The organism is Corallococcus sp. AB032C, from assembly GCF_003668935.1.
GTDB classification, from domain to species: Bacteria; Myxococcota; Myxococcia; order Myxococcales; family Myxococcaceae; genus Corallococcus; species Corallococcus exiguus.
Genome location: NZ_RAWP01000038.1, coordinates 19,245 through 40,583 on the forward strand (window position 1 = coordinate 19,245; position 21,339 = coordinate 40,583).

Annotated in this window: 18 protein-coding genes; 1 reads left to right on the top strand and 17 read right to left on the bottom strand. The window is 67.2% G+C overall.

The features are described from left to right. Window positions 1-156: 156 nt before the first annotated feature. From D7X99_RS18570 to D7X99_RS18585, 4 genes are read right to left on the bottom strand one after another with little or no spacing between them, the layout of a single operon-like run. Entirely contained in the window at window positions 157-1,374 is a 1,218-nt protein-coding gene (locus tag D7X99_RS18570) for an MlaD family protein (RefSeq protein ID WP_121778937.1), read from the bottom strand. Continuing rightward, window positions 1,371-2,198, bottom strand: coding sequence for an ABC transporter ATP-binding protein (locus tag D7X99_RS18575; protein ID WP_121778938.1), 828 nt, complete (start codon window positions 2,196-2,198; stop codon window positions 1,371-1,373). Before D7X99_RS18575 ends, D7X99_RS18570 begins: the two co-directional genes overlap by 4 nt. Window positions 2,199-2,211: 13 nt before the next feature. Beyond that, window positions 2,212-3,006, bottom strand: a complete 795-nt coding sequence (locus D7X99_RS18580) for an ABC transporter permease (protein WP_121778939.1) — start codon at window positions 3,004-3,006, stop codon at window positions 2,212-2,214. Next, window positions 3,003-3,509 (bottom strand): hypothetical protein, encoded by a 507-nt coding sequence (locus tag D7X99_RS18585; RefSeq protein WP_121778940.1) that lies wholly within the window; start codon window positions 3,507-3,509, stop codon window positions 3,003-3,005. The genes D7X99_RS18580 and D7X99_RS18585 overlap by 4 nt, the downstream gene beginning before the upstream one ends. Before the next feature lie 337 nt (window positions 3,510-3,846). Here D7X99_RS18585 and D7X99_RS18590 point away from each other — a divergent pair, with 337 nt between their 5' ends. Further along, window positions 3,847-4,227, top strand: coding sequence for a hypothetical protein (locus D7X99_RS18590; RefSeq protein ID WP_121778941.1), 381 nt, complete (start codon window positions 3,847-3,849; stop codon window positions 4,225-4,227). Here the strand turns inward: D7X99_RS18590 and D7X99_RS18595 are convergent. The 13 genes from D7X99_RS18595 to D7X99_RS18655 form a co-directional block, all read right to left on the bottom strand. After that, on the bottom strand, window positions 4,224-5,354 hold the full coding sequence (locus D7X99_RS18595; RefSeq protein WP_121778942.1) for a DNA replication/repair protein RecF: 1,131 nt from the start codon (window positions 5,352-5,354) through the stop codon (window positions 4,224-4,226). The genes D7X99_RS18590 and D7X99_RS18595 overlap by 4 nt on opposite strands. Window positions 5,355-5,463: 109 nt before the next feature. Next, the gene (locus D7X99_RS18600; protein ID WP_121761081.1) at window positions 5,464-5,931 is read right to left on the bottom strand and encodes a hypothetical protein; all 468 of its coding nucleotides are present in this window, start codon (window positions 5,929-5,931) and stop codon (window positions 5,464-5,466) included. 14 nt (window positions 5,932-5,945) lie between these two features. Further along, complete coding sequence (locus D7X99_RS18605; RefSeq protein ID WP_147476179.1) at window positions 5,946-7,298, bottom strand: hypothetical protein; 1,353 nt, start codon at window positions 7,296-7,298, stop codon at window positions 5,946-5,948. A gap of 103 nt (window positions 7,299-7,401) precedes the next feature. Then, complete coding sequence (locus D7X99_RS18610; protein WP_121778944.1) at window positions 7,402-8,769, bottom strand: hypothetical protein; 1,368 nt, start codon at window positions 8,767-8,769, stop codon at window positions 7,402-7,404. Window positions 8,770-8,914: 145 nt separating this feature from the next. Continuing rightward, the gene (locus D7X99_RS18615; RefSeq protein WP_121778945.1) at window positions 8,915-10,384 is read right to left on the bottom strand and encodes an SAVED domain-containing protein; all 1,470 of its coding nucleotides are present in this window, start codon (window positions 10,382-10,384) and stop codon (window positions 8,915-8,917) included. A 59-nt stretch (window positions 10,385-10,443) separates the two neighbouring features. Then, on the bottom strand, window positions 10,444-10,929 hold the full coding sequence (locus D7X99_RS18620; RefSeq protein WP_158627029.1) for a Mov34/MPN/PAD-1 family protein: 486 nt from the start codon (window positions 10,927-10,929) through the stop codon (window positions 10,444-10,446). Then, window positions 10,916-12,748: a ThiF family adenylyltransferase gene (locus tag D7X99_RS18625; protein ID WP_121778947.1), complete on the bottom strand. Its 1,833-nt coding sequence runs from the start codon at window positions 12,746-12,748 to the stop codon at window positions 10,916-10,918. Before D7X99_RS18625 ends, D7X99_RS18620 begins: the two co-directional genes overlap by 14 nt. Beyond that, on the bottom strand, window positions 12,745-13,872 hold the full coding sequence (locus D7X99_RS18630) for a nucleotidyltransferase (RefSeq protein ID WP_233613510.1): 1,128 nt from the start codon (window positions 13,870-13,872) through the stop codon (window positions 12,745-12,747). Before D7X99_RS18630 ends, D7X99_RS18625 begins: the two co-directional genes overlap by 4 nt. 9 nt (window positions 13,873-13,881) lie before the next feature. Then, on the bottom strand, window positions 13,882-15,300 hold the full coding sequence (locus tag D7X99_RS18635; protein WP_121778949.1) for a hypothetical protein: 1,419 nt from the start codon (window positions 15,298-15,300) through the stop codon (window positions 13,882-13,884). Beyond that, complete coding sequence (locus D7X99_RS18640; protein ID WP_121752555.1) at window positions 15,297-15,710, bottom strand: hypothetical protein; 414 nt, start codon at window positions 15,708-15,710, stop codon at window positions 15,297-15,299. Before D7X99_RS18640 ends, D7X99_RS18635 begins: the two co-directional genes overlap by 4 nt. A gap of 46 nt (window positions 15,711-15,756) precedes the next feature. Beyond that, a complete protein-coding gene (locus tag D7X99_RS18645) occupies window positions 15,757-18,756 on the bottom strand; it encodes a CHAT domain-containing protein (RefSeq protein WP_233613512.1) in 3,000 nt (999 codons plus the stop codon). Further along, entirely contained in the window at window positions 18,756-19,301 is a 546-nt protein-coding gene (locus D7X99_RS18650; RefSeq protein ID WP_121778951.1) for an RNA polymerase sigma factor, read from the bottom strand. The genes D7X99_RS18645 and D7X99_RS18650 overlap by 1 nt, the downstream gene beginning before the upstream one ends. 82 nt (window positions 19,302-19,383) lie before the next feature. After that, window positions 19,384-21,336, bottom strand: a complete 1,953-nt coding sequence (locus D7X99_RS18655) for an SAVED domain-containing protein (protein WP_233613514.1) — start codon at window positions 21,334-21,336, stop codon at window positions 19,384-19,386. Window positions 21,337-21,339: the final 3 nt, after the last annotated feature.

The following is a 21,339-nucleotide window of genomic DNA, read 5'->3' on the forward strand; positions in this document are numbered from 1 at the left end:
TCCCAACTCCTCGAAAAGTAGGGGGGAGCTGGAATACGATCTTAGTGACTCCAGAGTCAATCCACGGACAGTCCTGGAAACATCGTAAAACAGTATGGGCTCAAATGATGACTCGCCACGCAAAACAGCCGGCACCCGCTGACGCGGCCCGTTGGCTCAGGGCGTTGACGCGGGGGCGGGGGCGGCAGGCTCGGATGGAGCGGCGGTGTCGCCCGCGTCGGCGGCGGCGGGCGTGAGCGGGGTGGGCGCCGTCTGGGGGGCTCCCACCTGGTCCAGGGACTCGCGGTTGCTCACGGAGAAGCGCACCAGGGCGCGGAGGATGCGGTTGCGCTTCACGTTGCCCAGCACCTCGCGCAGGTCGTCGTAGACGGTGGGGTCGTTGACGAGCGCGCCCAGGGTGCCGTCGCCCCTGGCCACGGTGGCGGTGATGGTCTTGATGTCCGCGGCGGCGCTGCCCAGGTCCGCGAACATGCCCTTGGCGTCGCCGTAGACGAGCTGGTGCACGGCGCCGTTGGGGCTCTTCTTCGCGTCCTCCAGCAGGCCCGCGAGCTGGCCGGCGGCCGCGCCCAGCTCGCGCATGGCCACCGCGCCGTCCTGGCCGTAGATGAGCGCGTGCGCGGTGCCGTCGCCGCGGCGCACCTCCGACAGGATGGCCTCCACGTGGCCCAGGGCGCCGTCCATGCGCTTCGCGGCGCCGGACGCGTTGGCGAGCAGCGTGTTCACCTCCTGGCCCGTGCGCGGGTCGTAGATGAGCGCGTGCAGGGCGCCGTTGCCCTTCTCCACCTCCTCTATGATTTTGCGCAGCGAGGCGATGCTCCGGGCCAGGTCCCGCGACAGGTCCGGGTTCGAGTAGGCCTTCACGGCGTCCTTGAGGGACTCGCTGATTTCGACGGAGTTCTCCATCACGCGGCTGGCGCTGGACATGAGACTGGACAGGTCCCCGCCGCTGCTGGACTGGATGACGCCGCCGGGCTCCACGGCGGGCTTGTCCGCGCTGCCCAGGGAGATGTCCACCGCCTTGTCGCCCAGGACGCCCATGCTGGTGAGGCGGGCCACGGAGTCCGCGCGGATGCGGCTGGCGTAGGTGCTGGCCACCTGGAGCTCCACCTGCAGGCGGCTGTCCTTCAGGTCCTGGGAGAAGGACACGCTGTTCACGCGGCCCACCTTCAGGCCGCCAATCCACACAGGGGACTGGTCGCTCAGGCCGTCCACGCTCGGGAAGTAGGTGTGGAAGATGACCTGGCGTTGGAAGAGGTTGGACTCGCGGCCGATGAAGAAGACGACGACGCCAGCCACGGCGAGGCCAACGGCGACGAAGAGGCCTGCTCGCACGGCCAGGCGTTTCTCCTTCGAGGTCGACGTGAAGAGACTCATGGTGTTCCCCGGGGGTTCAGCTCCAGGCGGCGCGCGTCGATGAAGGCGCGCACCTCCGGCACCTGGGAGCGGCGCATCTCCTCCGGGGTGCCTACCTGGACGATCTTCCGGTTGGCCAGCATGGCCATCCGGTCCGCCAGCACGAAGGCGCTCACCATGTCGTGCGTGACGACAATGGAAGTGGCGCCCAGGCGCTGCTTCATCGAATCAATCAACTCGTTGATGGTCTGCGTGGTGACGGGGTCCAGGCCCGTCGTGGGCTCGTCCCAGAGGATGACCTCCGGCTCCGTGGCGATGGCGCGCGCCAGGCCCACGCGCTTGCGCATGCCGCCGGACAAATCCGACGGCATCAGCTTCTCCGTGTTGGGCAGGTCCACCAGCTCCAGCTTCTCCGCCACGCGCTTCTGGATCTCCGCGCGGGACATGGTGGGGAAGTGTTCGCGCAGCGGGTACGCCACGTTGTCCGCCACGCTGAGCGAGTCGAACAGCGCCGCGCCCTGGAACACCATGGCCACGTGCTTGCGGACCTCCAGGAACTGCGCCTCGGAGAACTTCGCCAGGTCATAGCCTTCGAACAGGATGCTGCCGCCGTCCGGGTGCAGCAGGCCGATGAGGCACTTGAGCAGCACGCTCTTGCCCACGCCGGAGCCGCCCAGCACCACCAGCGTCTCGCCGGCGCGCACGTCCAGGTCCACGCCGTCGTAGATGCGCTTGGCGCCGAACTGTTTGATGAGCCCGTCGAAGCGGATGAGCTCCTCGCCCGGCGTGGGCTTGCGGAAGCTGAACGGGACGGCGGGGTCACGGTGGTGGTGGGCCTTGCGCATGGTGCGGTTGGCTTCAGAAGTAGAGCGTGATTTTCGTGATGAAGAAGTCCGCCAGGCACACGGTGACGGAGGTGATGGCCACCGTCTGCGTGGTGGCGCGGCCCACGCCCTCCGTGCCGCCCTCCACCGCCAGCCCCTTGAAGCAGCCGACCAGGCCGATGATGAGCCCGAACACGGCGCCCTTGACGACGCCGGAGACGAAGTCGCCCATCAGCACCGCGTCCAGCGCGCCCTGGGAGAACTGGTCCAGGGAGATGCCGTACTGGGACCGCACCACCAGCGCGCCGCCCACCAGGCCCACCACGTCCGAGAACACGGTGAGCACCGGCATCACGATGAGGCACGCGAACACGCGCGGCACCACCAGCTTGCGCAACGGATCCGCGCCCAGCGCGCGGATGGCGTCCACCTGCTCCGTCACGGTCATGGAGCCCAGTTCCGCGGCGATGCCGGACCCGATGCGCGCGCCCACGGTGAGGGCGGTGAGCACGGGGGCCAGCTCCCGGAACAGCGTGAGGATGACGACGCGGCCCACGGTGTACTGCACGCCGAAGCGCGCGAGGAAGTAGCCGAACTGGAGCGAGATGACGAGCCCGGCGAACGTCGCGGTGAGCAGCGCGATGGGCAGCGAGCGCACGCCCAGGGATTCCGTGTGGAAGACGAGGCCGGCCCAGTCGTAGGGAGGGCGCACGGCGCGGCTGAACACCTGGCCCGTCATGACGGACAGGGCGCCCAGGGACTCCATGCGCTCGCGCAGGCGCTCCTTGAGGCTGGAGCCGCCGGCGAAGAGCTTCCCCTCGGGCATCATCGCTGGCGCTCCGCGCGGAAGCCCTGGAAGAGGCTCTCGAAGTCCGCCATGCGCGCGTCGGCGGCGCCCACGGGGGCGACGTAGCTGAAGTCGAAGACGCAGTTGTCCTTCTTCACCACCACGAGCTCCAGGGAGACGGGCACGCCGTCGAGCTTCGCGACGTAGCGGCTTCGCAGGGCCTCGCGGTCGTCCAGGGTGAAGGTGCGCTGGCCCAGGTCCTGGCGCTCGGTGAAGCCCATGAGCAGGTGCTTCGTGAGGACCTGGAGGGACGGGTCGTCATGGTCCCGGCACGTGGAGTTGGTGGCGATGACACGGCCGGTGTCGCCGCGCTCCACGAAGGCCAGGTCGTTGTCGGCGAAGCCGCGGCGCTCCCAGACGTCGTTGGACAGCGGGCCGACGCGGTACTTCACGTCGGACTTCCGGAGCACCGAATCCTCGAACGTCGCGCGGTGGCACCCCGCGAGGAGGGCGGACAGCACGAGCGTCAGCAGCAAACGCGACATGGCACCATTTCGTTCGTCCCGGGTCCGCCCGGTGGGACGGCGGGCATGGTCATGGTGCACGCCCGGCAGGTCCGCAAGAACTTCGTCGGAGCGAACGTCGACTCACGGACGCGCGCCTGCCGAGGGCCCGGCACCCCGAATGGACTCCGGGCGACAGGTGCGCACGCGTTCGTGGGGACACGAAGGAGACCGGGGCCAGACGCAGTCTATTCCGGAGGGGAGGCCGGGGTTGCTCTCCCGCCGTGTCCCCGGTCGGACTGGGGGAGGCGGGGTGCCTGCGGACATGAGGAGGTCCCATGTTCAGCCGGGAGCCGGGGATTCTCCCGAGGAGGATTCGATGGACGGCGGACTGGCGATATTTGGATTCGGGTTGTTCATGCTGTCGATTGCCAACCTGTACGCGCGCACGTCGTACTGGCTGGCGTGGCCGCTCCTGGCGATCTCCATGCTGGCGATGGGGATGGCGTTCAGCGAGTCGAAGCGCCTGCGGGACGTGTCGCTGGGGGTGGCGGCGGCGCTGGGGGTGTTGTTCATCGTCGCGTTGGCGACGGGCACCGTGTGGTGGCTGACGATGGCGGTGTTCCTGTTCGCGGTGGCGTTCGGGCTGCTCTGGGCGGAGTTCCGCTTCGAGTACTTCGGGCACGTGACGCGGCAGGAATTGCCCCACCATCCGCGCCGGTCGGTGCACTGGCCCTGGCACCGGCGGCGGGTGCACTAGGGTTGTGACGGAGGCTCGGTGGCCACCTGTCCCGCGTGGACGGTGAGCCAGAGGGAGTCACTGGCGGCGGCGGCTCGGACGAGCCCCGCGTCGGTGGTGGTGAGGAAGACCTGCGCGCCGCTCCGGGCGAGGTAGCCCATGAGATAGGCATTGCGCTCGGGGTCCAGCTCGCTGGAGACGTCATCCAGCAGCAGCAGGGGGAGGAAGCCCATGGCGGCCTCCAGGTTTTCAATCTCGGCAATCTTCCAACCCAGCACCAAAGCGCGCTGCTGGCCCTGGCTCGCATAGGCGCGAGCGCTGCGGCCGCCCAGCGTCACGGACACGTCGTCCACATGCGGGCCCACGGAGGTGAAGCCGCGGTCCAGGTCACGGCGCAGGCGCGCGGAGAGGGCTTCGCGCAGGGCGGAGGCGAGCGCGGCCTCGTCGGCGTGGGCGAAGTCGGCGCCGAGGTGCGCGGGGTGGTAGCCGTAGACGGCGGGGTCGACGGTGCGGCCGATGGACGCGAAGGTGGCCTGGGCGCGGGGCGCGAGCTCGGCCATCAGCGAGCGGCGGCGGGCGTAGAGGCGTGCGCCCGCGCGGGCGAGGGTCTCGTCGTAAGCGTCGAGGTACGCGGCGTCGACGGTGGCGCCGTCACGGAGCAGGCGGTTGCGGTTCTTGAGGGCGCGGGCGTACTCGCGGCTTTCCCGGAGGAAGGCGGGGAAGCGGTTGAAGACGGCGCGGTCGAGGAACGCGCGGCGTGCGTCGGGTCCGCCCTTGATGACCTCCAGGTCATCAGGGGTGAAGGCGACGACGGAGACGCCGCCGAAGTAGTCCTCGAGGCTGGCGGCCTTCTTGCCGTCCACGAGGGCCTGGCGGGTGCCGCCGCCGACCTCGACGGAGATTTCGCGCTCGGCGCCCTTGAGGAGGAAGCGGCCGGTGACGCGAGCGGCCTGGGAGCCCCAGCGGACGAGCTCCGAGAGGCGGCCGGCGCGGAGGGGCTTGAGGGTGGCGAGGAAGTAGAGCGCCTCCAGGAGGTTGGTCTTCCCCTGCCCGTTCTGGCCCACGGCGATGGTCGAGTGGGGGCTGGGTGCGAGCTGCACCGCCGGGAGGTTGCGGAAGTCCTGGACCTGGAGCGAGAGGAGGCGCACAGCGTCACCGTGAAGGGGCCGACCTTCGTACTACAGATGCGGCGGCCGGCGGGGCGCGGGATTCAGCGGGTGACGCTCGGTTGGTGGGCGCGGGTGGAAGCGCGCGGCTTCAGGCTGAGCCCTGCATCCGCTCCAGCGTGGAGATTTCCTGGAGTGTCTGTTGGTAGGCCTCCCGGGGCAGCACCTTCTGAATCCGCTCGAAGAAGTGCCTGGCCTCCTTCAGGACCTCGGCAACAAGGACGGCGAGTTCTACTGATGCCTCGCGAACGTCTCCCCCGATGACGACACGCATCGTGGCATGCCCACCGACCCCATCGGGTGTGATGCTCAGTTCGATGGGCTGATCGGGGAAGAAGGTCTGGAACGTTTCCCCCCTTTGAAGATCGGCCACTCCTCCAACGAGATAGGCCCACAGCTGATCGATGTAGTCCCACTCCTGGCGGGTCAACATCGAGCGCCCACCCATGGAGAATTCCAGCGCGCCCTCGATGTAGTCCTCGTCGGGGATGGGGCCGACGAAGGCATCGATTGGGACGAAGACCTCTCCTTGCCTGAAGTAGGTGGCGATCTGGACCATGCGTCTTGCTTCACCTATCGAGGGTAGAACTGGCCGACTCGGCCCTGGTTGAGTCCCAGGACGTACTCTACTCCATCGACAGTCCCCCTCAGTTGGTACATCCCGCGTGTTCCTCGCCCGACCATCCGCGCCCGGTTCTGCTGAAGGACCGCCTCGATGGCACGAATCACGTCCTCGAAGCTCATCTTCGCGCCAAAGAAACTCTGCGCCTCTTTCGTCGTCCCATCCCAATACCGGGGGTGATGCCGTTCGAGGATGTGCTGGAGCCCTTTCTTGTCGAGAAGGAACGTCTCAGCGCCCGCCTGGAAACGCTTCCCTGAGAAGTCCTTGAGGTCGTTCACCACACGCTCGGGTGGCGCGACCTTCAAACCACTTCCGCCCCCTGGCTCCGCCGAGGCAAGGACATAGAGTCCTCCGACGCCGGTCCCCAACGCGTGGGCCATCCTTCCCACGGGAATCGCGACACGCTCGATCACCAGTGCCCCCTCGCCGGTGAGGGACAGCACGGGGAGCATGGCGTCCGCGCCGCCCATCGCCGTGGTCAGAGCGCCGGTGGAGCCTTTCGCGACACCTCCTCCGGCATAGAGCGTCGTCAAAAGCTTCGCGACAGCCCTCACCTGCTCTCCTCGCGTCATGAAGGTGAAGCGCTCCAGGTACTCGGGAGAGGAAGCGACGAGGGCGGCGATGCCCTCTGGCAGGTGTTGAAGTGCCAGGAGGCTGTCCGTTGGAGCGGTGAAGAACTTCCCGATGGACATGGCCAGCTCGAAGAACGCGTCCCCGGCGCCGTCCAGTGAGCGGCCGAGGATGTCCGCGTCGTCGTACACCTCCACGACGAACCCATTGAACACGGGCTGGAGCTGCTCATCCGTCGGCCGGAACACGCCACCGGTGTTGACGTAGAAGCGCCCCAGCTCGAAGCCCAGCGCGACGAAGGCTCCGTCCTTCCACTCCACCGGCCCCACGCGTTGCTGCGTACGCCCGTTGATGACCCACGCGAGATATCCGTCGGGCCTCAACACCGCGAGCCGTTCGAGGCGTGTCATCCGGCGCAGGAGTTCTTCCCGCGACACGCGGTCGCCCTCCAGAACCTGGCGCAGCAGCAGGCTCGCGCCCATGCGAGGCGGGAAGTTGCCCAGGGTCACAGGCTTCTTCAGCAACACCGACAACAATCGCGCGGCCTGCGTTGGCGTCAGCGCGGACGCACGCAGGGGCAGTTCGTCCCCGGGGTCCAGCCCCGCGAGCATCAACAAGCGCTCGAAGGCATCAGCCTCCTCGGTGCCGTGAAGGACGGCCCGCGCGGCGACCTGGCCCCGTGTGCTCCGTGCGGCTTCCGTGTCCAGGGAGCGCTCGGCGTGATGACGACGCAAGGGCGCGCCCCCCGAGCCCTGATTGAGGACGCTGGGGTGCCTGGACGACGGCCTTGTGGAAACACAGCCCGTGACGAGCAGGACCGCGCTCAGCAACAGCACCTCAGCGCGCATTGTCGACTCCCACCCCCAGCGAGGCATAGGCACCCGGACGCAGCGCCCCGTCCGCCTCCGGGAACAACAGCGTCCCTCCCTGTCCCAGCGCGTACAGCCTGCCTGCGAAGCGCCAGCGCAGCTCTCCGGACACGAGGACGCGGGCCCCCGGCTGGCCCAGGCCCATTCCCAGCACGCTCGCGGCGAGTTCCAGGTTCCGATCGAAGAGCTGGAGCGCGAGGCGTCCGTCCGTGTCCACGCGCCCCCAGGTGAAGACCTCCACCGCCCAGGAGAAGGTCAGGTGCCGCTGCACCCTTCCCACCAACTGCTCTGCGTCCCAACTCACGTCTGCCTCGGCGTAGACAGAACCCCCGTCCGGGAATGACGCCTTCGCCAGGGGCTGTCTGGAAGCGCCCACCGCGCGAAAGCGCGCCAGCTCGTAGTCCGGGCCAAAGGCATCTTGGCGGAAGCCTCCGTGCTGCCGCCGCGCCTCCAAGCGCAGCCGCGCATTCAACGCGGGGCTCTCCACGTCCGCACCGATTCCGGCCACCGCGCCCCATGCGCCACCCGTTCCAGGCTGGCCGCCCCAGCCGGCCAGCAGGTGCAGTTCGAAGCCCGGACGCGTCCACACCATCGCTGTCCCATCCAGGTGGGCCAGCGTGACCTTGGGCGAGGTCCCCTCTCCCTTGCCACTCTCGTGTACCGCGGACACGGCCAGCGTGTACCGTCCGGCCTGGACGGGCCGCCCGAAGAGGACGTGCTCCAGGTCCACCTCGGCTTCCGCCCCGAAGAGCCGAGCACCCAGGACGTCCGAGGCAAACGCCTCCACGTAGAGGGGGCCGAGCGTCCCGGTGAGGAAGCCACCCGCCGGGTGGTAGTCGGGGTTGATGCGGTTGGAGTAGCACCGCACAAGATGCCCGGACAGCAGGCTGTAGCGCTCCAGCGCCCCCATCCACAGCGACAGGGGCGCTTCATTCGACCCCAGCTTGAGGGCCCGAATCAGTTGCCCCCAGTCGGACAGACTGTCCCAGTCTTCCTGGCGGAAGGCACCCGCGTTCCGTACGCCGCCCCACAGGCGCAGCCGCACCGGCGCCCCCAGGTTGACGCCGAACCCCGCGCCACCATCCAGCATCAGGGTAGGACCAAACTGGATGAAACCTTCGCGTGTCCCGCTGTCGCCGCCAGGCAGCAGGGCCAGGGTCGACACGTCGAGCCGGGTCAGGAAGTGCCAGTCCTCCACTGCCGCGAGCTGAGAGGCGCTGCGGGAAGAGGATGAAGGTTCGACGTCGGTCTCAACCGGCAGCCGTTCCCGTGCGACAACCTGGCCGGGCCATGCCCAGAACAGAAGACACAGCACCACGGCCCATCTTCCGCCCATGAATCGCCCCCTCGCCTTGCGTGAAGCCCCCTCACAGCCATGCGAGACAACGACTACCAGGGTGGTCTGACTTGACGGCCCTCGACGAAGGCGGACAGCAACGAGGGGCTTCGCGAGTGGCGCCGACTGGACGGCGGATAGAGCTTCACCCGGTTTCCAGCACCAAGAAAGGGACATAACCACCCTTGGCAGTCCGCTCGTAGGCCACCACCAAACCCATCGCATTGAGGCGCTGGCCCAGAAAGAGGCAGCAGCCTGCTGGGGCGTAGGGGATGAGATGCGTGGTGGCGGTGCGAAACCGGACGCGGGACTGGCGGATGAGTTCGCGTGCCCGCACCGCGAAGGCGACTGCGTCTCCGTCCGATTTCACCGCACCATCGTGCGGCCCTCCATCCGACTCCAGCACCAGGACAGCGCGGAAGCGCCCTGGATGCTCGGCTTCGAACCGCTCCACGTCCGGGCCCGCGTCACCCGTGAGTTGGAACACCACCAGCAGGTCCTTCGCGTCCGGTGTTCCCTCTCGCTCGGTGCTCCGCAGCTCCCGCCGCGTTGGCGTCGCGTCCGAGCGCCACAGCACCGTTTCGCCGCGTGTTGCCTGTTCCACCCGGATGCGGTCCCCAGCCACCTCCGGAAACGCGGCCCCCACGGCCAGCGAAACCGACAGCGGCACCTTCCCCCGGAAGTCGATCAATGTCTCAGGTGCTCGGGATGCCAGCCGCCGCTGTGCCTCGCGAAGCGCTGGGAGCAGCCGCTCGCGCCAGACCGACTCCGTCGGCACCGCACGGGTGTCCCTGTTGAAGTACTGCGTCCAGTCCAATTCCACCATCGGTGGTTCGCGCCACTGGCGCCGGGCCCACCCGTGGATCCATAGCCCCACGCCCGGCGTGCTGAGCCTCGGCGCCAGGAGCCCCCGGTCCCGGATGAACATCTGGAGCTTCGCCCTGTCCAACCGCTTGGCTTCGCCACCGACCTCGATCCACTCCCGAATCACATCCAACGCGATGGCTCGGGGCTCCGGGCCCTGCCTCAGCCCGTGCCTGCGCATGCGCTCATCCACGCGCTCTTCCAGTTCCACCATGCTCGCCAGGCCCAGGCGGAACCGCAGGTCCGCGCAGAAGACGCGCAGAACGTCCCACTCCACCCCCAGGTGCTCCAGCCAGCGCGCTCGTGCGGCCTTCAGCGCGCCCGCTGGAGACTCTACGAAAAACTCCTGGGTGAGGCTCCAGTCCCTGCCCTGGAGATACCCTCCCAGCTCCGGATCCGCAGGCCAGTTGCTCACCAGCCACACCTCCACGGGACCCTGTTCGCGCAGTGTCTTCCAGGACGCGAAGAGCTTCTGGAGGAGCGACCGTCCCCGGCCGACCGTTTCCGTCAGCCCTTGCAACGTGTAGAGCGCCCGGTGGTCCACATGCCATTTCACCTGCATGTACCGGCTGGCCGCTTTCATACCAGGGCGAGGGTGCAGGGTGACGTCGTCCGCCGCGCCCGCCTCGGGATGTTCGACGAAGGCGGACGCGAAAGGACTGTCTTCGTCCAGCAGCGACAGCAATACGTACCAGCTGAAGAGGTGCTGGTAGCGGTCGCCCTGCATTCGAGATGCGCTTTGTTCGCCCATGGGGTCACGTCACATGAAGAACGGATGACAGCTCAGGAATGACACGCCCCAAGACGCACTCACACCCGCGGCAGCGGGACCGCCTCGGCATCTCGGGGAACGACATGGACACTGACGGACCATTCTCCCGTCGGGTCCCCACCGACAATCAGCAACAGCGGCTCCGGACACCGATAGCGGGGATCGCGGGCAATCGACATGAGCTGCCTCAAGTCCGTTGCACTGGGGATCGGCGCCGCGAACGGGTGGAAATGCCACTCCCCGAGGTAGTGGTCGCGGCGGGAACTCCAGCTGCGGTCGAGTAGCGCCTGCAGTCCTTTCGTTCCACGCTCGAACCATGCCAGTCCTCGCTTCGAATCCGGCGGTGGGCTGGACACCCTGCGAACCCGGGCGCAGTCGAGCGCCTCGGAGTAGTGCCCCACCAGGATACCGCCTGTCTCGTGCTGCTCAGAAGCCCGGCAGAGCTTGAGCAGCTTTCGCAGCAGGGGTTGGGGCAGGTGCACCTGGAAGCACGCATCCTCTGAATGAAACTCAAGGTCCGGCATGCGCACCTGTGCCGTCCCCTCGGCGTACCCCCTGGAAGTCATCGTCTGTCCCTTCGCGGGAATACGTCTCCACCCGGGTCATGGGGCGCAGCTTCGCGGACCGCACCAATGCCTTCACGGTGAGGGCCGCAGCCAGCATCACGTCATCCGCCCGAGCAGGAAAGACCGGATGCCAGCACCCGACGCCCTCTCGTGGCAGGTCCGTGCGAAGCAACTCCTTGTAGTCCTCGCGGATCCATTCCCCGCACTGCGCCCAGAAAGACTTCACGGGAAAAGATGTGCCAGTGGCGCTGAAGCACAGGACCCGCCGCGCCCCTACGCCAAAGGACGCGGAGAAGAAGAGCCGGGGCTCATCCCAGGTGATTCGCGCCAGCGCTTCGAGGACATCATTGGAAGCAGTGCAGTCGATGACCGTTTCGCACCGGGACACGAGCCAGTGGGGCTGCTGGGGCGCCAGTTCCAACGACTGCGCAAGGGCATGCACCTGGAGGTCCGGGCTGATGGAACGCAACCGCTCCGCGAGTGCGCGGGCCTTGGAGGCTCCCACCTCCGTCAGGTCCAGCGTGTGCCGCACCAGGTTGCCACCCTCGACGATGTCAGGGTCCATGACGACCAGTCGGCACACGCCTCCTCGCACCAGCATCTCCGCGACCGCGGACCCCAGCGATCCCGCACCGAGCAGCAGGATCCATGAACGCCGCAGTTCCTCCGGCAGCGCCCCACGGCTGCGAAGCTCCTCGGGAGCCCAGTCATCGGTCTGGAGCCAATCCACAGGCAGCGGTCTGGCGAACAGGTTCGTCAGGTCATACGCCTGACGGTTCCGCACGGTGCGAGAGTACCCGCGCAGCGCCACGTCTCCGTGGGAGAAGACCGGCAGCCGCGCCGCCCACCAGTGCGTCCGCACGGCGGGCTCTCCTACCCTCGCGGACACAGGGAAGCCCATGAGGCAGAGGTGCCTCGTTCCATCCCGGAGTCGCTCAGCGAACGCCATCAAGTCGTCCCTCAAGTCCCAATGCTGGGCCTTGGCTGCGCGCTCCAGGTCCTGCCAGGTGGTGGGCGCGGCGTGGACAGGGAGCAGGGGGAGTTCCTTGCAGCGCATCCATGGAATCCGCACACGTCGCTTGCGCGGGACCCTGTTGAGAAGATCTCCCCATTCCAGTGAGAACAGCCAGTGCCCCTCGAACGAATAGAAGGCGCGCACCGCGAACACCCGTGGGTTGCCGGGCAAGGGCACCAGTTCCGCCCACCCGCGTGAATCCGTGAGCGCGTTCCAGCGGGAGAACGTCTCGGGACCTTCACTGAAGACCACCCGGGCACGGTCCCGAATCGGCAGGTCCGGAAGCTCGAAGGGCTGTCCCGGGGCAAGGAGCTGACCGCGCGCCGCGGCCATGAGCCACTCCTGAAGCGCGTGGACATACCACTCGATCCGGCTCGAGGAATCGCGAGCCTCCTCTTCCTCCACCCTGAAGCCGAGAGACGCCCTTCCCGTCTGGAGGCACAGCAGCCCATCGCGCCAGGGCCGGGTGGCCGGCCCCGGCGTGTTCAACCGCTGGTGCGGATAGGTTTTTTCGAGGCTCCCGGTCTTCGACGGATGAACGTCGACGCGCCCCAGGGGATAGCTCGCGTCGATGAAGAAGTACCACTCCGTCCACTCAGGAATGGTGCTTCCCCGAGTATCAGCCCGCACGCGCAGCGGAAGCACCCAGACCGACGTCTCCGAGTCCCACCACAGGTCACCGAGCAGCACGACGTCGGATCGACCATCCAGAACCCGCCGCCCCATGCGCAGGTCCTCCGTCAGCTCCGGCACCTGCTTCACGCGAACCTGCCGGAATCCACGCTCCCGCTTCCTCCCTCATGGGGAGTGAACGACTTCTTCGGTCCTCCTTCGGGCGCGGAAGGGAACTTGTCTCCGAAGAGCTCCCGCCATAGCGGCGCCGCGGTCTGGGCGTCGGGGGACTCGAAGGCCTTGCGCGCCAGCTTCGCGGCGACGCCCACCTGGGCATGGAACTTCGAGAAGTCATCGCTGGAAATGCGTGCCATGACGTTCTGGTCCACGCCCCGGTCCTGCGCGTACGGAACCTGCGCGGCAGCCACATGCCCTCCATAGCGACGATGGAAGTCCTCCAGGGTCCGCACCACGCCCTCGGCCACAGACGTGATGCCCTCGGGACAGCAATCTCCCAGCAGGTGCTCCAAGGGATAGCTCTTGGGGCGTTCGGGAAGCTCCTTCAGGTGGACCAACCGCCACCATTTGAGCGCCTTGACGACGTTGACGAAGTGGCCGGAAGTCCGAGCGTTCTTCTGATTCGTCCAGCGCAACTGCGCGAGCGGATGGGTGTCCTGCCAGGCTCCCGCCGCCCTGTCGGGGATGCGCAGCCAATGCGCCTTCCAGATCTCCTCCTCCTGATCAGATTTGATCAAGAGTTCTTCCGAGTATTCCTCGTCAAGACGGACCTGCGCTTCACGCTTCGCGAGGTCGCTATAGATGCCGGCCTCCGCCTCCGTTGGCGCCGCGGTGATGACGAGGTCCATCTCGACGCTGTACATCTCGATCCCGAAGGAGCGGCCCTGCCGCTGGTACTTTCCCGGATAGTGCCGCTTCAGGAAGGGCTCGAAGCAGTCCATCGCCTGGTCGGGTGTGAACTCGGACTCCTTCATCTTGGTGACCACGACGAGGTCGACATCCGCGCGGTTCTCATCCTTGGGACGTACCGCCGTGCGCCGCTTGTAGCTGCCCTGCAGGAACATACCGACGAACCCGGGAACCAGTGCCGTGTCCTCCTGCAGGCGTTTCCGGAGCAGCGAGTGGCCCTGGATCATGTCGGCACGCTGCGCGGGGGTGGGACGGATCTTCTGGAGGAAGTCGATGAAGTAGCTGGGGAGTGGATTGCTCATGGCATGAAGATCACGATGGGCGCGGCCGTTATTACCCGCACCCATCACCAGACTTCAGCCTGGCGTCACGAGCCGCACCGCCGGGTCGCCCAAGAGGACGTAGCGGGTGACGTCGTGCCGCTCCATCCACAGGCGTGCTCGCTCGATGCGCACGTCCAGCGGCAAGGGGTCCTTGGACGGCTTCACGGCGTCCTGCTGGTAGTGCCGGCTCAGCTGTGCGTCCAACTGGCCCGCGTGACGAAGGAGCATCTGGAGAGAAACGCCCGCGCGATAGCCCTGCAGCAACTTCGTCATCACCGACTCGAGCCGGTAGGCATGGGACTGACCCGTCAGCACGTCGTGGAAGGCGTGGATCCAGGCCATGTCCAGGTGGGCGATGACCGCGAGCGGACCTTCGGGATTCGCCAGCGCGGCCTGGGGCAGGGCCGCGCTGAACGAGCGGCCGTCCTGCGGGCGTGACCGGCGGATGCTCTCCAGGATGCGTGGAGACGCCTTCCCGGACTCCACGAACTGCTTCATCCAGGGCTCATACACACTCTGGAGCGGAGTGCCCGCCCCGAAGCAGGCGAAGTAGAACCAGACACCGCCCGGCAGGAACGGCCGGCGCCGGAGTTCCTCTGGCGTCAACACCACGCCTCCCCCCATGTACATGTTGCCCTGCCCCTGTCGCTGGGCCAGCGCGCTGCTCCAGCCTCCTTCGGGTGCACCCAGTCCGTGGCTCATCGTGAAGAGCAGGCTCGGAACAGCCGCTCCGGCCACTTCAAGGAGCCGCTCCAGCCCCCCTTCCGGAAGCGTCTCCTCCAGGAGCTCGCTCGCGGGGAAGTGGTTCTGACCGTGCTCCTCCCGGCACCGTTCGACGGTCGGCGCGACAAGATTTCGCTGCCCCATCCGCGTGGCGAGCGACATGTCGTTGACGGCGAGGAACACCGCACGGGCCCGCTGGTGCGGCTCGGAGACACAGGTGTGAGCCAGGACCTTCTCGACGTAGGACGAGTAGTCCGCCTCTTCATCGAACGCCAGGCGGCCCACGAAGCAACCACCGTCCTCCACGAGGGAGGTGTGTAGCTCCAGCGAGAGTTCATCCAACCCTCCCGCCAGCAACACATACCTCGCATGGTCCCGCTCGGGACGCGACCAGGCGTGCAACGTCCGAACACGGAAGTCGTCAGCCTGGACCGCATCCATTCCTGGCGGCACCCGGTAGGTCTCCACTGGAGCACCCTGCTCCTGGGACCGCAGTTCGCACAGGCGCGCGAGACGGACTTCCACGGCCCGCCCCCGCGGCGTGTCCGGGACCAGCAGCGCCCAGCGCTGTTCACGCAGTTGGTCAGGCGGTCCCGCGAAGTTGTGGAGATGGGAGGGAATGGGCACCGGCGCCGGCGCCAGCGCGTCCGCGAAAGCTTCCCAGGGGAGGCCCTCTTCCAGGACGGGTCTTCCGCTCCCGGAATGGGCCAGCAGCAGCTGGAAGGTCACGGCTTCTCCTTCTTCGCGTCGGGAAGCCGCTCGGCGGGCGCCGGAACCTTCGCGGTGCCCTCCGCGCCCTGGCGGAGCGCCGACGCCTTCTCGGCCTCGGGGAGCGTCAGGCCGGGACGGTCCGTGCCGGAGCCCGCCTTGGTGCCCCCCGCATTGGTGTCGGTCGGCGGAGGACCCAGGAAGACCGCGGCGCTCTCCGACCGCACCTGGGCCTCGAAGCGGGGACGCTCCAAATGAGTGCCATGCACTTCAAAGAGGATGCGGTCCACTCCGTCCATTACCCCAGACCCGACGAACCCCTTCGTGGACGTTTCGATGTAGACCTGACGTCCCTCCTCGGGTTGTCCCTCGAAGAACGGGCGGCCATCCCACTTCGAATACACCTGTGGCTTCAATGCCTTCCCATGCATTGTCTCTTCTCCTGAAAGATGTTGACTGCGTTCGGGCGGCTTCTGCCTATTCGAAGACCAGGACCCCGTTGACCCAGTTGTTGGATGCACTTCGCTGCAACCACTGCTGCCGTTCGTCGCGGACCGCCGTGCCAAGCGGGCTTCCCGCGCGAAGGCGGTCCCGAACGTTCCCGAAGAACACGGACGAGTCTTCGTCGGGGATGGGCAAGGTCGCAGCCACCACGCCGCGAGCCCCCGCGGCCAGGAAGGCATTGGGGAGGCTGCCGAGTTCGTGGAGGGCCGTCGTGCCCCGTGCCGCATCACAGGCCGCGAGGATGACCAGGGGGGCCTTGAGCAGCTTCATCTTGCGGATGAGCTCCTCGGTCAGCATGTCCGAGCCGTTCGTCTCGGGCGCCAGCAACAAGTAGGTGCTCTTCGGCCCCGGCGCGACCTTCCCATGGGTCGCCAGGTCGATCTCCGAGGCCTTGGGCATTTCCGCCAGCACGCGGCTGGGCGTGGCCGCCAGGTCTGTCAGGGTCACCAGGTCCTCGTCGGGCGTGATACGCGCGGTCCACCGCAATGGCGATTCGTTGCGCTGCTCGGCGTAACGGACCTCGTTGACGACCAGGTGGGTGCCCCGCCCCACCGGAGGCTGTCGCGCCGCGGCCAGTGCCCGGTAGCGCCAGGCCATGTCCGCGGGCAACAGGCCCGAACGGCCCTGGAGGGGTGGCCGAGCCAGCACATCCACCGAGCCGCAGGGACGTAGGGCCTTCACCATGTCCGGGGGGACCACGTCGGCCATGTCCACCGGCATCCGCTCTGTCCGCGTCGGGATGTACTGCTTCAGGAGCTGTCCATCCGCGCCGCGACCCACCAACAACTGTCGCTCCGTGTCCTCGGTGAGGCCCAGGACACAACTTCCCGGCGTGTCGAAGCCCAGCTCGTTCCCAAAGCGCGCCAGGGCCGCTGAGAAGTCCTCTCTCCGGGCATCGTCGAAGATGAGCGAAGTGAAACCGTAGGCGCGGGCATGCTGAGCCGTGATGTCCGTCCAGCCCGCCCCGCTGGCCGCGGCCTCGGCACGTGCCGCCTGTTCGATGGCGTCCATGAGCAGCGCATGCCCTTGCGCCGGATCCACATCGAGGAGGAACCGCCCCTGCAGGGATTTGACGAAGGCGCGCTGGCCTTCAGTCACCGGGAGATCCGAATCCAGGCCCTGCCGCACGGCCTCCACATCTCCGGACACACGATGGGTCCGGGCGATGTCCGCCAGTGCGGCCACCCCATGCCGGGTCAACGGCAGGCCAGTGGCCAGTGCCTGGTTGATTTCGTCCCGCGCCACATCCAATTCCAGCGCCGTGATGGCCAGATGCGCCAGATTCTCATGGATGTCGCGCGCGAGCCCCTTCCCGCCCCCCATCAGCAAGGCCTCCCCGAAATAGGCCCGGCCCAAAGTCACATCAGCGGACATGCGAGCCACGCTGCCAAGCGCCTGGAGCAGCATGCGCTCCTGCTCCCACTGCCCCAGCCGCGCTTGGGTGAGCCCTTCACGGGCGAATCGCTCTGCATCCTGGAGCTGGAATCGCCAACCGGACACATACGCCAGGTCGTTGCGAACCTCCGTGCACCGATAGACGAGGTGCTCCTGCGTGCAGAGTTCCAAGGCCTGCTTCAGGTCCGAGAGCGCAAGGTCATATCGGTCCTTCTGGCGAGAGCGATCCGCGCGCTCCTGAAGCGCCAGGACCTTGAACCAGGGGTCCTGGCTGCTGTTGCCCAGCGTGATCAGCTTCTCCCCGTACTCCGAATCGGGACCTCGGGGTGAGAACATCACCAACGCGCCCAGCGTGATGTCGTCCTCGTTCGAGTCCAGGAATGCGCGCAGCAGGGATTCCTTTCCAGAGGGCTCCACCGCCCCCATCACCCACCGGCCGTAGGCCTCCGCCAGGGAGGCCCGGCGCGAAAAGTCCCGGCTCGCGACCGAGCGGAGATAGTCGGCCAGCACGGTCTGCTGTCCCGCTTTCGCGTCCAGTGCCTCCGCCAACGGAAGGAGCGCGAGCACGTCCTCGCGCGAGGTGCGGCTTCGCACCGCATGGTAGAAGTCACGCCGCATCATCGGCACATCGGAGTACCGCATGGCCTCATCGAGCGCCTGGGCACCTCGCGCCACGAGCTCGGCGCCCGCGCTGTTCGCGGCCTCCCATCGCTGCCGGCGCGTCGTCACGTCCGCGAGCTTCAGGCGCTTCTCGCGGGCCTCGGCACGCCAGCCGGGATGGGTCTCCTGCCCCTCGACCGCCTCCAGGTCCTGGATGGCCAGCAACGGCAGGCCCAGGTCCCGGTACACGAGCGCGCGGTTCCAGTGTGCCTGGAGATGGGTGGGCTTGAGCAGGAGGGCCTGATGGAGCAGCCGCAAGGCTTCTCTCAGTTCGAGCAGCGCCGAGGCGGAACCCTGGGTCTTCTTCGCGGAGGCGTAGAAGGCCGCGCCCAGGTCGCTGAGCAGGTCGGCTGGCTCCCCCTGCCGCTCGGCTTGCATCCGCTTCAGGAGATCCTTCGCGTTATCGGGCTCTGGGGGCCTCGCGGTCAGGTACGCGGCCACGAGTTGGGACAGGTCTCCCCTTCGGTCCAGCTCACTCATCACCGTCAGTGGTCGGTCGGCGGTGGTGGTGGAGGGCGTGCCTCCGCCCATCAACGTCTGGGCAGGCCGGCGGTACTTGTCCGCTTCCGGGTAGGTGACACGTGCCTCCAGCGCCCGCGTCGTCCCAGCCCACAGCGAGGGCTCCGGGGAGGACACTCGCCGGCCCACTCCGCCCACGCCCAGGAGCACCCCGAGCGCTACCGCGACCAGGGCCGCCCCCGCGGCGAGCCATCGGTTGCGGGGCATGGCGTGCCACGGAATGGTGATAGGCCCATGCCGTTCCAGGTAGCGCCGTCCCATCTGGTCAAGCTGGAGGTGCCGCGTCAGCTCCGTCTGGCAGTGCGCGCAGTCCGCCAGGTGTCTGCCAAACGCCTGAGACTCCGCGAGCGGCAGGCCTCCATCCGCGAAGAGCGGCAGTTGATCACAGGGCTTGGACATCAGTGGGTTCCTTCATCGACATAAGGCAGGAGGAGTTCGTTCAACCGCTGGCGCGCATCGAACAGGCGCTTGGCCACGGCATTCGGCTTGATGGCCAGGCGCGTGGCGATCTCCTGGTTGCCCAGGCCCTGAACATGGAGCAGGAAGGTCACGCGCTGCAGCGGGGGGAGTTGGTCCACGGCCCGGTCGAAGCGCTCTGCCGTGATGCGCTCGTAGGTGGACGTGCTTTCCCCCTGGCTCAGGGTCCAGCGGGTGATGGTCGGATCGTCTTCGGCACGTTTCCGACCCATGGCGCTCCGCTGCAGGTCCACGAAATGACGGTTCATCACGGCGATGAGCCAGCCATCCATGGGCTCATCTCCCCGGTCGTCCAGGGAGCCCGCGAAGTGCTTGATGAAGCGAAAGAGGGTCTCCTGCACGAGGTCCTTGGGGTCCAGCCCCTGAGCCCCCCTGCAGAGCCGCTGCGCGATGGGCAGCAACAGCTGGTAGTACTTGTCCTGCCAGTGTTCGTAATTAAGGGCCACGCGCTCCCCGGCGTTCGTCATGACCGCATCTCTGGTCCTTCCCCACCAGGGAAACGGAGGACAGGGCGGATGTTACGTCGGCCTTCGCGCGCACCACGGTGGGTCATCGCCGCCGCTTCTTCGGCGCCTCGTACGGACTCCAGGGCAGCTCCACGTAGCCCTCTGGCCCTTTCCGGAAGTTGAAGAGCCTGAGGCGGGGCTGTGACTTCGGATTGTAGGCACGCCCCAATGCCGCCGCGAGGCTGGCGGGACAGGCCATGGCCAGCCAGATCTCCTGTACCTGGGGCAACTTCTCCCGGATGTGATTCAGGCAGCTCAGGAACTCATCCAGCGCCCGAGCAGCGTCGTCCGGTCCTCCCAACGCGGTCTGGGAGGGCTCCCTGGCGGCAACGAGGCGAAGGAGAACGGGAGGTCTCTCATGCCCCAGCCAGCGAGCCATATCCTCGTCGGTAACGGACAAAGTCACCTCTACGGAGAGGGCCAGACGTCCCCCAGCTTCGCGACAGGCCTCAGGGGTCGGCCAGGATTCCTGCTTGAAGAATGGCTCCGTGGGTAGAGGGACGGCGCTCCCCGAGTCATAGAAGCAGTCCCATTCATCGCTTCCCATCCTTCGAGGCTGGTAGGCCTTGAGCCCCATCCGGTTCAAGCGCCACCCCAGATGGAACATCAGTGGCAGAGGGGCACGCCCAAAGAGATGGACGCGGGCGGCCTTGGTTCCCAGGGACTCTGCGAGCGCATCCGCGCGACGCAGGGCCTGGCGCCAGTCCGATGACGATGCGGGCAAGGCATCCCCCAGCTTGTCGAGGGGTTGAAGGACCAGGACATCCCTGGAGCTCCCTGCCAAGGCCCGTCGCACCGCGGCGGGAGCCACGTTGTAGTTCAACTCGTACGCCAACGAGATGTCGCCAGAGAAAGCCTCAGGCAGGGCCTCCTTCTCCGAGAACATCACCCGGCGAGGCTCCACCGGGACTTCAGGCTGGCGCGGTGAGGACACCAGGAACTGAAGCGAAGCCCAGTCGAGCGAATCGGCCGGGAGCGCCGCCAGGGCGGCTTGATAGGCCTCATGCAGCGGACGCTTGAGCTGACAACGCGTTCGATAGAACGCGCGGGTCAGGGCCACCGACCCGGACACCGAGAGTGGCAGCAGGGAGGCAATGACTGTGGGAATCCCCAACTTGTGGAGATGCAGGGCCACCCCTCCGAACATGCTCCCAACATCGCCGGGGTGCCCTCCATGGCAGGCACTCAAGACCACTGCGTGGAGTTGAGAAGCGTGCTCCTGGCCCAGAAGGTTCGACAGCCCGTTCATTCCAATGGGCAGAGGTCGACTGGGACGGGATGGATCCGACCCGATCAGTCCGTAGGTTTCGTCCGCCAGCTGCGTCCCGTGGCAGAGGATGTGGAGAACCCGAAACGGGTTGCCTTCCTCCGTCGCTCGGTTCAAGCACTTCCGAAGGGCCTCAAGGCTCAGCTCAGGGCAGACCACCACACGTGAATCGAAGTCGGGGCAGGCCTCTCTCAGAGCCTCTATGTGCTGTGGCCCACCCACGGCACCACCTGCGTCGGACCAAGCGAACAGCACACGCCCCGGTTCGCATCCGGGCGAGGGAAAGCGGGGCTCGCCTACCCACTCCTGCGTAATCACACAGTGCTTGAGGGCTCCCAACCGGCGCTGACCCGAGAGCTGCGCCAACGGCCAGGGAAGCGTGAACAACTCCACCGAGTTGAACCGGAGCCGCAGGAGTAGTGGCGCTTGCGCGCCCTCGGCCTGGAACAGTTCCTTTTCATAGAGCCCCCACCCCCCTTGCTCCTTCAGTGCGTCCAGCAGGAACTCCCGCAGCAGACCTCCGATGCGGGATTGATCCGCCTCCGACATGCGCGGTTGCTTCAGCGCAACCTTCAAGGCCTCCATGCGGTCCCAGGGAAACAAGCCGTGTCCCGACTGGCCGTACATGTCGATCGAAGTGTAGGCCTGGGGCATGCCATCGAAAGCGTGCGCCTTGCCGGGGTTCTCCGAACGCATCAACTGGAGCGTCAGTTCGCGCGGCGGGGTCATGGC